The organism is Tengunoibacter tsumagoiensis (assembly GCF_003967535.1).
GTDB lineage: Bacteria > Chloroflexota > Ktedonobacteria > Ktedonobacterales > Ktedonobacteraceae > Tengunoibacter > Tengunoibacter tsumagoiensis.
Window position 1 is genome coordinate 2,353,569 of sequence record NZ_BIFR01000002.1, and the last position, 17,072, is coordinate 2,370,640.

8 protein-coding genes are annotated in these 17,072 nt (G+C 50.6%); 1 reads left to right on the forward strand and 7 read right to left on the reverse strand.

Going from position 1 to position 17,072, the window contains the following annotated elements; translation table 11 throughout:
• Window positions 1–94 precede the first annotated feature (94 nt).
• Window positions 95–6,118, reverse strand: a complete 6,024-nt coding sequence (locus EL628_RS29515; RefSeq protein WP_126583554.1) for a non-ribosomal peptide synthetase — start codon at window positions 6,116–6,118, stop codon at window positions 95–97.
• Window positions 6,119–6,612: 494 nt separating this feature from the next.
• On the opposite strand from EL628_RS29515, the gene trhO reads away from it, so the two are divergent.
• Entirely contained in the window at window positions 6,613–7,482 is an 870-nt protein-coding gene (trhO, locus tag EL628_RS29520; RefSeq protein ID WP_161975875.1) for an oxygen-dependent tRNA uridine(34) hydroxylase TrhO, read from the forward strand.
• A gap of 114 nt (window positions 7,483–7,596) precedes the next feature.
• Here the strand turns inward: trhO and proC are convergent, their stop codons facing one another.
• The 6 genes from proC to cofH all read right to left on the reverse strand — a co-directional run bounded on the left by proC (window position 7,597) and on the right by cofH (window position 16,517).
• Window positions 7,597–8,433, reverse strand: a complete 837-nt coding sequence (gene proC / locus EL628_RS29525; RefSeq protein ID WP_126583556.1) for a pyrroline-5-carboxylate reductase — start codon at window positions 8,431–8,433, stop codon at window positions 7,597–7,599.
• Between the two features lie 60 nt (window positions 8,434–8,493).
• A complete protein-coding gene (locus EL628_RS29530; RefSeq protein ID WP_126583557.1) occupies window positions 8,494–9,792 on the reverse strand; it encodes a glutamate-5-semialdehyde dehydrogenase in 1,299 nt (432 codons plus the stop codon).
• A 21-nt stretch (window positions 9,793–9,813) separates the two neighbouring features.
• Window positions 9,814–10,950: a glutamate 5-kinase gene (proB, locus tag EL628_RS29535; RefSeq protein WP_126583558.1), complete on the reverse strand. Its 1,137-nt coding sequence runs from the start codon at window positions 10,948–10,950 to the stop codon at window positions 9,814–9,816.
• A gap of 457 nt (window positions 10,951–11,407) precedes the next feature.
• On the reverse strand, window positions 11,408–12,592 hold the full coding sequence (ribA, locus tag EL628_RS29540; protein WP_126583559.1) for a GTP cyclohydrolase II: 1,185 nt from the start codon (window positions 12,590–12,592) through the stop codon (window positions 11,408–11,410).
• Window positions 12,593–12,627: 35 nt separating this feature from the next.
• Window positions 12,628–13,746, reverse strand: coding sequence for a bifunctional diaminohydroxyphosphoribosylaminopyrimidine deaminase/5-amino-6-(5-phosphoribosylamino)uracil reductase RibD (ribD, locus tag EL628_RS29545; RefSeq protein ID WP_126583560.1), 1,119 nt, complete (start codon window positions 13,744–13,746; stop codon window positions 12,628–12,630).
• A gap of 344 nt (window positions 13,747–14,090) precedes the next feature.
• A complete protein-coding gene (cofH, locus tag EL628_RS29550; protein WP_218029023.1) occupies window positions 14,091–16,517 on the reverse strand; it encodes a 5-amino-6-(D-ribitylamino)uracil--L-tyrosine 4-hydroxyphenyl transferase CofH in 2,427 nt (808 codons plus the stop codon).
• Window positions 16,518–17,072 lie beyond the last annotated feature (555 nt).

The window sequence follows — 17,072 nt, forward strand, 5'->3', positions numbered from 1 at the left end:
ATAGGTGAGGTCTTCACTGTAAAAGATCTTGTAACCCAACAAAAAAGGGAGCCACATATTGAAAGTGGCTCCCTTTTTGTTGGATTTTTTACGCTTAATCCTCAGCATCCACACGATCCAGGCATTGTTGCAGGCGCATAGCCAGACCTGCCACATGAGGATCAGCCATCATGGTAAGATGATCGCCTGTAACTATATAGTTCTCGATTGGTTCAGTGGTAAAAGGGCTCCATGCTTCAATTGGATGGTAGCTTACATCATCTCGTGAGAAAAAGGTGATGCGACCTTGATAGGGCTGTGGCTGGTAGTTCCGACGGCTATTCTCATTGGCCTTGATGACCCGTAAGAAACGCCGAACCTGTGAAGCGTGGGTATCCTGTGGGATTAATGCTGCCTTCAACAGGAGGCTCAGGAGATAACGCCACTGATTATGAGTGGCTTGCTCGCTCAGTTGCTCCTGGAGTGTAGAGGCGATGATATTGGTATAACTCTGGGTGAGGCGCAAGAAGCTAATTCCACTCGTACTCTGCTTGCTTCGTCGATTGATGGTTAGTGAGCGTAGCCAGTGCAAAGGGCCCTGTGGCTGCCGCACATAAGGGATGGCATCAATCATAGCTAATAGATCAACCCTGCATCCCTGTGCCTGCAATTGCTGTGCCATCTCAAACGCTACAATTCCGCCAAACGAGTATCCACCCAGTAGATATGGCCCCTCAGGCTGGATCGCACGTAGCTCCTGAATATAGTAGGCAGCCATCTCTTCAACACTAAGATGAGGGAGCTGACCCCGGTGCAGTCCTTGAGCCTGGATTCCATAGAATGGACGATCATGGGTGAGATATTGAGCCAACTTGAGGTATGTATAGGCCTCACCCGAGACTGGATGAACGCAGAAAAATGGTCGCTTACTACCCATGGATTGAATCGTTACGATTGGCGAGGGCATGAATGACAACTCTTGCTCTTCCTGCTGTAAGAGCTCTGCCTCTTGTGCGATTGTGGGAACCTGGAAAAGTGTGGAAAGCGGCAGGGTGACTCCAAATTGCTGCTTAATCCGATGGAGCAGTTGCATTGCAAGGAGCGAGTGCCCACCGAGCTCAAAGAAATTATCGGTGACGCTGACCTGCTCCAGTCGCAATAGATCGATCCAGATTGCAGCCAGGGTCATCTCAATTGCATTGCGTGGGGCAACTCCTACCTCTTGATGCAGAGCTCGGGCCACTGGAAGGAGGCTGAGCGCTCGTCGATCAACTTTCCCATTTGCATTGAGAGGCAAGGCATCAAGAAAGATCATAGCTGTAGGAATCATGTAAGCAGGAAGATGCTGTGCCAGATAACTTCTCATCTCCTCGCGGGTCAGAGATGCACGAGGCTGAAGTTGAGTATAGGCAACGAGAAATTTCTGCGTGCCTTTCTCTTCTCGCAAGAGCACTACTGCATCCTGTACAAGTGGATGCGATTGGATGACTGCCTCAACCTCGCCCAGTTCAATGCGAAAACCTCGTAGCTTGATCTGCTGATCGATACGGCCCAGATATTCAATCGCTCCATCTGACCGATAGCGCGCAAGATCGCCTGTTCGGTAGATTCTTGCAGCAGGATCAGTATGAAAAGGATCGCGAATAAAACGCTCGGCGGTAAGCTCAGGCCGCTTGAGATACCCACGAGCCAGGCTCCTCCCTCCAATATAGAGCTCGCCTGGGACACCGATGGGGACTGGCTGATGATGAGCATCCAGGATATAGAGCTGCGTATTGGTGATCGGGAAACCGATCGGGACCGTCGTCTCCTGGCTCTCGCGCTGACAGATCCACCACGTGACATCAATGGCTGCCTCTGTTGGACCATAGGTATTATAGAGAGCGGCTGGATGGCTGGCAAAGAAGCGCTGTTGCAGCTCAAAAGGTAGGGCATCGCCGCCACAGATAACCAGACGAAGGGTCTTGCAATGCGCAAAATCCGCTTCCTCTATTAATACTTGAAGGAGCGAAGGGACAACTTCCATTAAGGTCACGCCAGACTCTTGAATGAGATGCACCAGATATGCACTATCTTTGTGCCCTTCAGGTTTTGCAACAACCATGGTTGCACCTACCACTAGAGGTAGAAAAAGCTCCCAGACTGAGACATCAAAGCTCAAAGGGGTCTTCTGCAAGATGCGATCCTGGGGCGTAACCTGATAGGCCTCTTGTTTCCAGAGCAGGTTATTGCAGATCCCTTGATGAGTATTCATCACGCCCTTTGGTCTACCAGTTGAGCCAGAGGTGTAAATCAGATATGCGAGATGGTCCTGCATGACAGCACTGACTGGATTCATCGTTGACTCATTGGCAAAACGTTGTCCGGCAGCATCCAGGTAGAAGACATGCGAAGCTGGCGGACAGCTAGCACGTAGATGCTCCTGAGTGAGAATAAGAGCAGGTTGAGCATCTTCCAGCATAAAGGCCAGGCGCTCAGTTGGGTAGCCTGGATCAAGTGGCATGTAGGCACCGCCTGCTTTCAGGATTCCCAGCAGGGCAATAACGAGCTCAAGCGAGCGCTCCATATAGACGCCAACAATGACATCAGGCCCTACGCCCACACGTTGCAGAACGTGCGCCAACTGATTGGCACGCTGATTGAGCTGTCGATAGCTAAGTGAGCTTTCGCCATACAGGACGGCAGGGGCCAGAGGGGTCCGCTCAGCCTGCTGCTCAATTAATTGGTGCAGGCAGATCTCTGCTGGCTGACTACTGGCGGTCCGATTCCACTCGATGACGACTTGCTGGCGCTCGGCAGGAGTTAAAAGAGGGAGCTCCTCAATTGGTTGCTCAACATCCTGCACAATAGCTTCTAAGAGGACCTGCCAGTGACCAAGCATCCTTTCAATAGTTGCAGCCTCAAACAGACCAGTATTGTACTCTAATTCGGTCTGTAGGCCATTGTTATCCTCGATCAATGTCAGGCTAAGATCAAACTTCGCCGCAGTCTGCTCCACTTCAAGCGGCTGCCAGCTAATCTGATCCAGATCAAGCTGGAGAGAGGGGCCGTTCTGCAGGGTAAAAAACACTTGAAAGAGGGGAGCATAACTCAGTGAACGCTCGATCTGAAGCGACTCTAGCAACTTCTCAAATGGTAAGTCTTGATGCACATATGCTTGAAGAGCCACCTCACGCATGCGCAAGAGGGTCTGGCGAAAGGTTGGATTGCCCGTCAGATCTATTCTCAGAGCCAGTGTATTAATGAACAGGCCCACCAGGTTCTCTATCTCTTTATGGGTGCGATTCGCAATCGGAGCACCAACCACAATATCTCTCTGACCACTATAGCGCATCAGTAGCACTTGAAAGGCTGATAGCAATGTCATAAAGAGAGTGACACCCTCGCGCTGGCTCAACGCTTTCAGGTCTTGTAGCAAAGTTGGGGGCAGTTGAAGAGACTGATGTGCCCCGACATAATGTTGCAGCGCGGGACGTGGGTGATCAGTTGGCAGATCTAACATGGTCGGGGCATGGGCCAATTGCTGCTGCCAATACGTAAGATGGTCTTGCCAGACGCCAGTCTCCCACCATTCCCGTTGCCATAATGCATAATCAGTGTAACGCAAAGGAAGCTCTGTTAACGACAGGGCCTGTTCCAGAATGGAGTCAGACTGAACATCAGCAGCGATTGTTTCTAAACGATCATCACTACGAGTATAGGTATTGTAGAGCGCCGAAAGCTCCTGTAGAAAGATACTCATCGACCAACCATCGATAACAATATGATGGATGGTAAATAAGAAAATATGCTCCTGTTCTGCCAGACGCAGGACTTGAAGTCGCAACAAGGGCCCTTTCGCCAGGTCAAAGGGACGCTCCGCCGCCTGTTTTGCCAGTGTCCGAAGCTGCTGTTGTTGCACGTCAGCAATAAGCGAAGAAAGATCCAGCACCGCTACTGGCAAGGTTAGCTCTGGGGCAACCAATTGATAAGCGAGGCCATCATCTTCATGAAAAGTAGTACGCAATACATCGTGACGTTGCACCAGTGCATTCAGACTCTTCTCAAGAGCTGGCAGCGAGAGGGGACCATACAGACGGCGAAAAATCGGCACATTGCAAGCTGCATTGCTGGGAGCAAACTGATCCAGAAACCATAATCTTTCCTGACCAAAGGATAAAGGCGTTCTCTCTAACCGTTCACGAGGGACGAGGGCTGGCATCTGAACTGCTGTATTTCCGCCTAGCTGCTGCTCAAGCCGTTCAGCCAGAAGAGCCACGGTAGGAGCCTCAAAAAGCCAGCGCAGAGAAATATCTAAAGAGAGTGTCTGGCGTAAGCGTGAAACAAGTTGTGTACCAAGCAACGAGTGTAGGCCCAGATCAAACAGATTCGCATCGACGCTTACCTGCGAAAGATGGAGCAATTCACAGAGCTGCACAGCGATGATCTCTTCCAGCGGAGTCTGGGGAGCCACATGGTCATGGCCCACGGGACAGACCTGAGTCTGAGGTGCAGGGAGAGCTCGTCGATCAATCTTGCCCGACAATGTCAAAGGCATCTCGGCAAGTGTCACCACAACTGCTGGAACCATATATTCAGGAAGGCGCTGGCGCAAATAATCACGCAACTCTGTCTGTGTCAGAGTACTGCCTATCTGGAGGACAACATAGGCCGTCAGGTATTTATCACGCTCAGGCTCTTCGCGCAGAACGACCACACCCAATTGTACCGCCGGATGACTGATCAGAGCCGCCTCAATCTCACCCAGTTCGATACGAAACCCGCGCAGCTTCACTTGTTGATCAATACGCCCCTGATAGTCAAGCAAACCATCCCGACGTCGGCGCATCAGATCACCAGTACGATACAAGCGTGCATCAGCCTGAGCAGCAAAGGGATTGGGCACAAAACGTTCAGCCGTCAATTCTGCCCGCTTCAGATACCCACGTGCCAGCTGAGTCCCGCCAATATACAGCTCACCCACCTCCCCATCAGTCACCAGCTGGCCGCGCTCATCCAACACATACAGATCCACCCCATCAATAGCCTCGCCCAATGGAACCGTCGTCTCCTGACTCTCTTGCTGACAGGTCCAGCACGTCACTTGAATTGCAGCCTCAGTGGGACCATACAGATTATAGAGAGTCGCCGAATGACGAGCAAAGAAGCGAGCCTGCAATTCAGGCGAGAGCGTCTCTCCCCCACAAAGGACCTGGCGCAGACTCGTCAACTGCTTTAGTTCAGGCTCTTCTATAAATGCTTGAAGCATTGAAGGCACAAAAAAGAGAATGGTAACGTGCCATTGGCGAGCCAGCTCTAACAGATAGGCACTATCTTTGTGCCCTTCAGGACGAGCAATAATCATGCGTGCCCCTGCTAAGAGCGGCCAGAATAACTCCCACAATGATGCATCAAAGACAAACGGCGTTTTGTGAATAATGGCATCGCTCTGATCGAGTTGAAACTTTTTCTGCATCCAGAATAAACTATTGCAGATGCTTCGATGAGAGACCATCACTCCCTTTGGCAGGCCCGTTGAACCAGAAGTATAGATCACGTAAGCCAGATGAGCGTCTTGAACAGGGCTCATGGGATTAGATACAGGAAAAGTATTCCAGTATGTCTGCTTGTCGTCAACACTCACATACTGGGCTGCAGAAGATGGCAATCGCTCTAAAAGATGGGCTTGTGTCAGTACAAGAGCAGGCTGAACATCTGTTACCATCCAGGAGAGCCGTTCTTGAGGTGCACCGGGGTCAAGAGGAACGTAGGCGCCACCAGCTTTTAAGATCGCTAGCAGGCTTACCAGCATCTCAAATGAGCGCTCCATGCAGACTCCAACCAGAACATCGGGGCCCACCCCAGACTCAACCAGAAAATGGGCCAGCTGATTTGCTCTGACATTTAAGTCGGCATATGTGAGAGCCTGTCCATCAAAAATCGCAGCAGTCTGTTCAGGCAGGCGTTCAACCTGCTGCTCAATCAAATGATGCAAGCAAAAGGATGGAAAAGAAGGGGGCTCATCTACGAGAACCGAGACGACAGCACGCGGCACAGGGCGCATCGTTGACACCGTATGTTCATTAATAGTCTCCTCGTTATGAGGAGGATGTGATTGTCTTTGCTCGACCATAACAGTATGTGGTATGACCTCTAGCATGTACTTGCCCTTTTCTCGTCTACGTTTCCTGGTGAGAGGTTGCCCATTGCTCTATATACTAGCGAGCTAGCGCTATAAATAATTTCTCTCATTGCTCTCTATCACAGCACAAGGATATATAGAGAAACCATCGAAACATCTGACATAATTCTCTACAGTTGTATACCGAAGGTACCACTAATCATACCCCCAAAACGCAAGTTCTTCGGTGGTTTGGGGAAAAACATGGGAAAAAGAGGCCAGAGCAGGAGGAATAGAATGAAAATAAGATACTTACAAAGGGATATCTTTACGCCTGAAACGCAAACGATTGTGAATTCACTCAATTGTCGAGGTATTATGGGGGCTATACATCTTTTTTTCCATGCTGCCCTTATAGCATAGATGCTATAGCAGTGAGAGAGTATGTTCGATACGGATTGCACTATGAAGAATGGCCTGTTTATGAGCAAATTGAGATGTATTCTTGGATTGTTTTTTGGTATAATGCACACATGAGTTACCAGATTTTGTTATATTACAAATATGTCGAGGTTACTGATCCCACTGCGATCAAGTTGTGGCAGCGAACGCTCTGCCAGCAGCTCGATCTCAAGGGGCGGATTATTGTAGCCCCTGAGGGGATCAACGGCACAGTTGAGGGTCCCATCGACAACATTAATCAGTATGTACGGGCAATGAGAGAGTATCCTCCCTTCAACACTATCAAGTATAAAAGAAGTGAAGGGACAGGAACGGCATTCCCCAATCTCTCTGTGAAGGTGCGCGCCGATATTATTAGCAATAGTGTCGCGGAATGGGATGTCAATCCTGCTCACATGACTGGCAAATATTTAACTGCCGATGAGCTCCATGAGTGGTATGAAAGTGGTAAGAAATTTTATCTCGTTGATATGCGCAATGACTATGAGCACAAAAGTGGTCATTTTGAAAATGCGATCTTGCCCGAGCTGGAGAATTTTCGCGATCTTCCAAAGGTCCTTCCTCAGCTTCAACAGTTAACAGATGCGCCAGTGGTCACGGTCTGTACTGGAGGCGTGCGCTGTGAGAAGGCGACAGGATTTCTGGTAAAACATGGCATGCAGGATGTCTATCAGTTGCAGGATGGAATTGTAACGTACATGGAGAAATATCCCAATCAGCACTTCAAAGGGAAGCTCTATGTCTTTGACGATCGTGTCTTGATGGGATTTGATACAGATTCGCCACAGCATGAGATTGTTGGTCGCTGCTCCGTCTGCCAGAAGCCTTCTGAACAATATGTCAATTGTACCAATGATGAATGCCACCGCCATCTAATCTGCTGTGAAGAATGTCTATCTACTCGCACTCCCTTTACGTGCCCACAGGGTTGTCGCGCTTAGACCTTCGCTCCGCATACTTCACTGAGAACCTTCCTGGCTGTAATATGGCTGGCCCCCTACTGAGTTTGTGGCATACAATGGGCCAGCCAGACTATAGCAAGCTTCTAAGTAGGATTAGACGTGAGCTGGATTGCTCTGACGGCCCATCTCTTCGGATCGCTGCGTAGCACGCTTGACGGCCTGCACAAAATGATTAAGCACATCTCCCTGTTCAAGGACCGAAATACCGGCCATGGTTGTTCCATTCGGAGATGTCACCTGCCTGCGCAGTTCTGCTGGCTCTTTACCAGTTGTTTTGAGCATCTTAGCTGCTCCGTAGACGGTTTGTAGCAGCAATGTGCGACAGGTCTCTTCGGGGAGACCACACTCCAGGCCAGCCTGGATCAGCCCCTCAAACACATAGTAGAAGTAGGCCGGACCTGACCCTGACAGTCCGGTGACGGCATTCATCAGTCCTTCCTTAACGACAACTGAGATGCCAATAGCAGAAAATAGATTCTCGGCCAGAGCAATGTGCTCTTGATCCGCCCAGCGTCCTCCACAGAGGGCGGTGGCTGACTCCTGGACAAAGCTGGACGTATTTGGCATGGCTCGGATCACTGGCACCTGCTCACTAAAACAGGACTCGATATCTTCGGTGGCTATACCTGCCGCAACAGAGATAACCATCTGCCGGGCTGAGATACTTTCTCGCACCTCCTGTAAGGCCGTTGCAACATCAAACGGCTTGACAGCGATAATGATGATATCTGCGGCTTCAATCTCTGCTCGCTTATCCTGGCAGCGATGAATTCCATACGTTGTACTGAGCTCCTGAAGGTGTTCCGTACGTTTGCGGGTACTGACAGAGATCTGTTCTGCTGGCAATAATTGAGCAGCCAGCAGACCTTTAATCATTGCCTCTGCCATCGAACCTGCTCCCAGGAAGAAAAGCCGTTTCTTTGTAAGCATACGTTATCCCTTTCTTCTATCAACCACCATTTGGGCTGGTGACGTTACGCTATCATGCTCTTACTGCACAATCTGTCCATTCCCATATCCAATGTATTTATAGCTGGTCAGCGCCTGAAGGCCCATAGGACCACGAGCGTGCAGTTTCTGGGTGCTAATCCCGATTTCAGCGCCAAAGCCATAGACAAAGCCATCTGTCAGACGGGTCGAGGCGTTATGATAGACGGCAGTGGCATCAATACGCTGTAAAAAGAGGGCTGCTGTCTCTTCGCTGCGTGTTACGATGCTCTCTGTATGCCGCGTTCCGTAGTTGGTTATATGCTCGATAGCTTCTTCGACGTCGGCGACAATCTTCACGGCAAGCTTGAGGTCCAGATATTCGGTGGCCCAATCGTCCTGATTAGCCGGGATGATTGCAAGCTGAGGAGCAAGAGCGCGTGTACGCTCACAGCCATGCAGCTCAACTCCATGCTCATGCAGGTGTGTGAGCATCTGTGGCAGCCAATCAGGAGCAATCTTTTCATGGACTAAGAGCGTCTCGGTGGAATTGCAGACAGAAGGGCGCTGCGTTTTTGCATTCAGGGTAATCCGAGTTGCCATCTCTGGATCAGCCTCGCTATCAACATAGACATGGCAGTTCCCTACACCAGTCTCAATCACTGGAACGGTCGATTTCTGAAGAACTGATTGAATCAGGCCTGCTCCGCCTCGTGGTATGACCAGATCGACGGTCTCGTTCATACGTACAAGATAGTCGACCGCTTCATGTTCGGTAAACTCAACCAGTTGAATGGCATCAATTGGCAGATGACTGTGTTGAAGCGCTTCGCGCAAGGCTTTTGTGATAGCACGATTGGTACGAAGGGCATCCGAGCTGCCCCGTAATACGACGGCATTACCAGTTTTAATCGTTAAGGATGCTGCATCGACGGTGACATTGGGACGGGCTTCGTAGATCATAACTATAACACCTAGAGGAACGCTGCGCTTCTCCATCTGCATACCATTACTCAATTGCCAGCTGGCAAGCGTTACTCCGATTGGATCGGGAAGGGCCACAACGGCCTCAACACCTGCTGCTATGGTCTGGAGCCGCGCTGGTGTGAGCGTTAAACGGTCTAATAGGTTCTGTTTCATCCCTCTCGCAGTGGCCTGTTCAATGTCAAGAGCATTGGCCTCCAGGATGAGTGACTCGTGGCGAAGAAGTTGAATGGCCATCTGCTGCAAGGCTGCGTTTTTACTGTCACTGCTGGCATTGGCGAGGAGACGCGATGCGTGCTGCGCTAAGCGCGTCTGGGCAAAAAGCTGCGCATAGAGCTCGCTATTCTGTGCTGACAGATTGGTCTTCTGCAAGGTCATAGGGCATCCTCCTGAGATAGACTAGCGGAGTGCAATTGTCGATGAATAGAGCGCGAGATCATTGCGATGAACAACTTCAATACTCGCGTTCAAAAGTGTCGGAACAAGTGAGAGAATCTCTTGCGAGTTCTTTCCTTTCAACAAATAGAGATCAGAGGACGTATAATTACTAATGCCTCGACCTAGCTCTTGTCCGTCAGGACCGCAGATCTCGACAACGCTGCCAACAGAAAATTGTCCTTCAATCGCCGTTACACCAGTGGCTAACAGGCTACGATTATCTTGCACAACAGCCTGCACTGCACCTGCATCGATGAGAATACGTCCTTCGACACGCGAGCTAAACGCAATCCAACTCTTTTTACCAGGCAACCGCTCTTTCTGGGCGAGAAAACGTGTTCCCACTCCTGTACCTTGCGCTAGCTCTAACAGAATATTGGGTCGCTCACCATTTCCAATCACCACCTCAATTCCGGCTGCCGTGGCGATTCTCGCGGCTTTGATTTTTGTACGCATTCCACCTGTCGCCCCAACCGAGCCCTTAGCTCCACATAGAGCCTCGATTTCAGATGTAATTGACTCAACGGTAGGGATAAAGGTCGCGTCTTTATGCAAACGTGGATTGGCCGTGTAGAGACCATCGATATCTGAGAGAATGATATAGCGCTCGGCATCAACGGCAGTGGCAACCAGAGCTCCCAGGGTGTCATTATCTCCAACCTTGATACCATCTACTGTGACGGTATCATTTTCGTTCACAATTGGCACCACGCGATTCTGTAGGAGCATCTCTATAGTGTTGCGGATATTCACAAAGCGAGGCCTGACACTAAAATCATCCTGGGTCAGGAGGATCTGAGCCACATGGAGATGATAGCGAGCAAACAGTTGCTGATAGAGATGCATCAGAGCAACCTGTCCTACTGATGCAGCAGCCTGCTTTTCAGGAATTGTCAATGGATAACGAGGCCAGCGCAAGACGCCATAACCAGTAGGGACGGCACCCGAGCTTACGAGAATAGGGGTATATCCCTGTAAGGCTAACTGGGCAATCTCACCTACAAGTATACGTAAACGTTTATGGCGGAGAGCATACTGTGGCGTTGTGAGAGTACTGCCGCCAAGCTTGATGACAATTCTGCGCTGTCTGCCAGACATCTCTTGCTGCCTTTCACTATAAAAAAAACGCTCAATCGCCGTAAAGGACGAATGAACGTAGATTCGTGGTACCACCTTTGTTAGTAGTTCTCAGGCTAGAATAGACAGAGTCCTACCATCTCTTTTCCTGATAACGGAGGAGTACCCGCATGACTTCTCGCCATCTGCTCAAGGGTGGGTTCGGACTCTACTGCGATGGCCTCTTTCAGCTGCTAGAAGACCACTCTCTGTGCACAGCACAAGACGTACTGATCCCTCTCGGTGCATTGCTTATTGTCTGTCAATCACTATTGGCGATTGACACGATGTCTTGTACCTATGATAACAAGCTTAGGCAGTAGCGTCAATAGCCTATGAGGGGTGTACAGCACGCCATTTTAGGATAAAGCCCGGGTATAACAAAATTGTGGGTGATTTCGCCGTAAAACGGTCAGACCCTATAGTGATTTTACACGCTCTATTCCATCTGGCTCAGCCGGGCATCCAGACGGGAAAATACGTGTCCCATCCGCTGCTGTTTGGTAAACAGATACTGAAGATTTGTGCTGGTTGGACGCGTCTCCAGCGCGACACGCTCAATGGTTATGCCACCTTGCTCCAATGCTTGTATTTTCTCAGGGTTGTTGGTCAGTAGACGAGCACTCTTGATGCCCAGATCGAGCAGGATTTCCAGGGCACAGCGATAGTTACGTGCATCGACTGGATAACCAAGCTTCTGATTCGCTTCGATGGTGTCGGCTCCCTGTTCCTGGAGGAGATAGGCCTGTAGCTTACCTGCCAGCCCAATACCACGCCCTTCCTGTGGCAGATAGAGGAAGATGCCACGTCCTTCGTGCGCAATCTCTTGCAGGGCGGTATGCATTTGTGCCTGACAATCACAGCGCTGAGAACCAAAGAGGTCGCCTGTTACACAAGATGAGTGGACCCTCAGCAGAGGGGGATGAGCTGGATCTTGAAGAGCTGAGCTTTCCCCCAATAATAAAGCTAGATATGGCTCCTCGGTTGCTAACTCTTGATAATGGCGAAGACGGAACGTTGCCAACGCTGTAGGAAGCTGAATCTCGGTCAAAAGGCTAACCAGATGCTCCTGACGATAACGCTGAATGCTTTGTACAGAGATAAGCGCGGCCTGTACAGAGTCGCTATTGATCACCTGTCCAACGATCGCTGCTGCTTCCAGTCCTGCAATGCGCAACAGATCCAGCACAGCCTCTGTATATCCTGGCCGCTGCAGGGTTCCGCCAGGATGCGCCCGTAGATAGCGAAAGACTGGCCGCTCGGGTAGATCTTCTGGTTTCGTCGTAGGATCAACCAGGCTACGAGCCGCTTCTGCATAGATTTCAGCCGAAAAATGAGCCTCGAGAGCCTGGGACTCAGTCGATAGCTTGGATTGAAAGGGATCGTAAGAGTCAGGAGTAAGATAGAGGGCATCTAATTTTGCACCAGAGAGCAGAGCATAGAAGCGACCAGTTGTGAGAGCATTTACTACATCCATTTGAGCAGGCAGAGCAAATTGGGCAGCCAGGCAGGCACAGATAAGCTGTGGTTGCTCTTCATTAAAGAGAAAAACAATATGGCCTGCCCGCAATTCTTGACAGGCATCAGAAATAGTCAAAAGAGAAGGAGCGATAAGTTCTTCCATTAAGTTACTCGCTTTGCTAAAGACTTCGTTTGTTGCTAGTGATAAAATTCGCCTTCAAGGAGAATATCCTCATCAAAGAGATGACTTTGTATAGAATGTAGACGCGTGGCATCTTGCATCCATGTCACAGAGGAACCAATCAGAGGCGAAGGAGCTGCGGCATCACCCAAAATTTTGGGGGCGATAAACACTGCCACATGGTCAATAACCTGTTGCCGAAACGCGCTACCTAACAGTTGAGCCCCCCCTTCGATCAGGAGATGCATAATGCCGCGTTGGGCAAGCGTGCTTAAAGCTACCTCGATATCCACCTTCCCCTGCTCATTAAGAGGGACAGGAATTACCGTTACCCCCAGACTGGATAGGACCTGTTGCTGCGTCAGCATACAGGTCTCGCCCACCAGTACCCATGTGCCCGATGCCAGGTCAGGCTGCAACAGACGAAGCGAGGATGGAAGTTCACCATTTGTTGATACCACCACTCTTATCGGTCCAGAGCGAGGCTGGCGGACTAATCCTTGCTCTTCTACAGGGAGTCTTACCGTCAATTGTGGATCATCAACAAGAGCTGTATGGGCTCCAACCATAATCGCATCAACGCGATCACGCAACTGATGTACCCAGAGGCGTGATCGTTCTCCACTAATCCAGCGTGCATCGCCCGACGCTGTCGCAATCTTACCATCCAGCGTCATCGCCCACTTGGCTGTGACATAAGGCCTTCCCTTCTTGATTAGAGTGGCAAAAGGGCGAATAATGTCTGTTGCAACTTCTTCAACCTCAATGAATACCTCAATCCCCGCCTGCCGTAACAGTTCCACTCCCTGTTGATAGACACGAGGATTAGGGTCTAATGCAGCAATAAAAACGCGGCGAATACCTGCTTGAATGATCGCATCAGTACAGGGCGGAGTATGAACAGTAATGCAGCAGGGCTCAAGCGTCACATAAAGATCTGCTCCATAAGCAGCCGATCCAGCAGCATTCAAGGCATGAACTTCTGCATGAGGACCATAGGGAGGTGAAGTTGCTCCAGTCCCCACCACCGTCCCATCCTGCACAACAACAGCCCCAACAGGGGGTCGAGGGCTGGTCCGCCCCTCAACCGAGCGGGCACAGGCAATAGCAAGCTGCATAGCAGCATGATTATCCATTTATTGTGATCCATTCATTGACACAAAGATTTAATTTACGGCCAGACCACAGGGCGTTCCCATTCCTGGTTGGTCCACTCATCTCTCTTGGGCTTTCGAAAGCAGGGCACAGTATTCAGAAAGGGTACATGCTGGATTGTGTTCGTTTCTCGGGCGCGACTGCGGTCTGGCCCGTGTCGTCAGCCACAATGAATTGATCCCTGAACGGCGTCAATTCATTGTCTCCCCGGACACGGACCCGACCGCAGTCGCGTCCGCTGAGCTTGCCCACCTGCCTCTCTCACCCATCCTCACACATGTGCCCACCCAACTCTCTCTCCTTCTTCCCAACATAGAGCCTCAACTCAGGCATGGTTCTTTGCATATCGCTTGCTGGGCGTCAGAATGATAGGCTGAAGATCGGCAGCCTGAAAGGCAGCGGTATGACGCTCATCAGAAGCTGCCTGATAAAGCGTTGTGCGTTGCTGAGGAATGCGTCCAATCGATGTAATCAACGCCTCCATCTGAGCAGGTGGAAGCTCCTGGCCCATCTCCCCACCAGCCGCGCGAGTAATGCTCTCATTCATGAGCGTGCCGCCCATATCATTAGCACCGGCCTGTAACACAAACTTAATGCCTTCCTGACCCAACTTGACCCAGGAGACCTGGATGTTGGTAATATGAGGATAGAGAACCAGACGAGCAACCGCATGCATAAGGACAGCCTCACGGAAAGTTGGTCCTTTCCGAGAACGACCTTTCCAGAAGACAGGGGCCTCCATATGGACAAAAGGCAGAGGAACAAACTCTGTAAAGCCGCCCGTTCGCTCCTGCAAAGCCTTTAAACGCAGCAGATGACGTGCCCAGTGCTTTGGCTCCTCAAGATGCCCATACATAATCGTAGACGTTGTGCGCAGGCCAATACCGTGAGCCTCTTCCATAACTTCCAGCCATTCATCCGTCTTAATCTTATCAGGACAGAGCGTTGCTCGCACCTCATCATCAAGAATCTCTGCTGCCGTCCCTGGTAACGTGCTCAAGCCAGCTTCTTTCAACTGGGCCAGGAAATCGTGCACACTCAGGCCAAGTGTCTGAGCACCTTGCCAGACCTCAAGTGGCGAAAACGCATGAATATGCATCTCTGGCAACACTTTTTTAATCGCGCGGCACATCTGTAGATAAGTCTCACCAGTGTAGTCGGGATGAATGCCTCCCTGCATACAGACCTCGGTTGCGCCCCGCTCCCATGCCTCCTGAACGCGCCGGACCACCTCATCCAATCCCAGATCATAGGGGACGCCGCGCAGGTTCTCGCTCAGTTTCCCTTTAGAAAAGGCACAGAACTGACACTTAAAATAGCAGATGTTTGTGTAGTTAATATTGCGATTCACTACATAGGTAACAACATCACCATTTAAGCGGCGGCGCAATGCATCTGCGGCCTGGCAGACCAGGGTAAACTCCTCACCTCGTGCCTGAAATAAGCGTACAACCTCAGCCTCTGTTAATGGCTCAGCAGCTACAGCTTTATCAATGAGCGCCTGCACTTCGGGATAACGATCAGACTGGACCGGAGTCGTACTTACTGCAATAGGAATGCCGCCCAGTGCTCCTGGCGACCAGGGATCAGTGCGGGCAAACCCCTCGCTATCACAGGCCTGAAGGACATGGGGGATCAGCGGCTTCTCTTGCCAGATCTGAGAATTGAGAGCATAGCGTGGGTAGACAGCGAGACGCTCAACCAGAATCTTCCCAGAATGAAGGGTAAGCTGCTCTAACTCCGTCAAATGAGGCCAGCGCGCCTCTGGATTCACATGATCGGGGGTAACAGGGGAGATACCACCCCAATCGTTCAGGCCAGCTCGAATCAACTGAGGGTAGGTACCAGGACTGAGATTAGGAGGAGCCTGAATATTCATGGCAGATCCAAACATAATCCGCGTCATAGCCAGGGTCCAGAGCAATTCATCGAGATCAGGCTCTGGCGCATTCGCCATCCTGGTATCAGGCTTGGCGCGAAAATTCTGTACAATGATCTCTTGAATATGTCCATAGCGCTGCTGAAGCGAACGGAGGGCCAGTAGCGCCTCTAAATGCTCCTGCCGCGTCTCACCAATGCCAATTAAGATCCCGCTCGTAAAAGGAATCTGGAGCTCACCTGCTAAGCGAATCGTCTCTAATCGAACGGCTGGACGCTTGTCTGGCGAACCATAGTGTGGTCCACCGCGCTCACACAATCTTTCGGAGGCGCTCTCGAGCATAATCCCCTGCGAGACGGAGACTCCACGTAATAGCTTCAAGTCCTCGGCACTCAACACGCCAGGATTCGCATGTGGTAAGAGTCCGGTCTCGCGCAGCACAACCTCAGCCATCTCAGCCAGATAGGAGAGAGTAGTCTCATGACCAAGAGCAGCCAGTTCCTGACGAGCAACTTTATAGCGCAGTTCAGGCTTATCTCCCAGGGTGAAAAGAGCCTCTTTACAGCCAGCCTCGACACCTGCGCGAGCAATCGCCAGCACCTCCTCGCGAGTAAGATAGGCCCGTTGACCGGGCAGAGGTGGTTTGGCGAACGTGCAATAATGGCAGACATCGCGACAGAGTTGAGTGAGGGGAATAAATACTTTACGAGAGTAAGAGATACGATTGAGGTGTCCCTGATCTCGCAGTTGAGACGAAATATCTAATAGAGAAGGAAGAGAAGAGTCCCGACCAAGTGCTAACACCTCATCATCTGAGGGAGTATATCCTTGTAAAATCTGTTGGAGCAGAAAAGGCTTTTCATTCGTCTTCAAACTCTCATCCTTTCGGTTCGAGCAACGCTATCAAAAAACGAAAGATACATCCATAATGATCAATAAGCGCTTCAATACAGCAAGCGCTTCTTTTTCCATTTGATCAGAGTATAGTTGCCAATACCATGTTTGTCAATCACAATAGAAAGGGGGCAACAGGGCGGAGGGGGTTACGGTTGCCATCATGCATCAGAGGGTGGAACATAGAGGAGGGGTCACACGGCCATCATGAATGATGGGCCCCACATGTTTATGCAATAAATCGCTCGTTAATGTTTATTTATGCATGAGAGAGGTGGTCATGAGGAGGAGGTCACCACGGCCATCATGAATGATGGGCCCCACATGTTTATGCGATAAATCGCTCTTTGAGTTCTAATTATGTATAAAAATGGTAAAAATGTGTTATGCGTCAAGATGACCATTATGAATTAGAGGGTGCCACACCGCGCAGGGGGTCATCCATCAAAGGGTGCACCATGGAGGAGGTGGTCACCGCGGCCATCATCCATCAAAGGGTGCACCATGGAGGAATGGGTCACCGCGGCCATCATC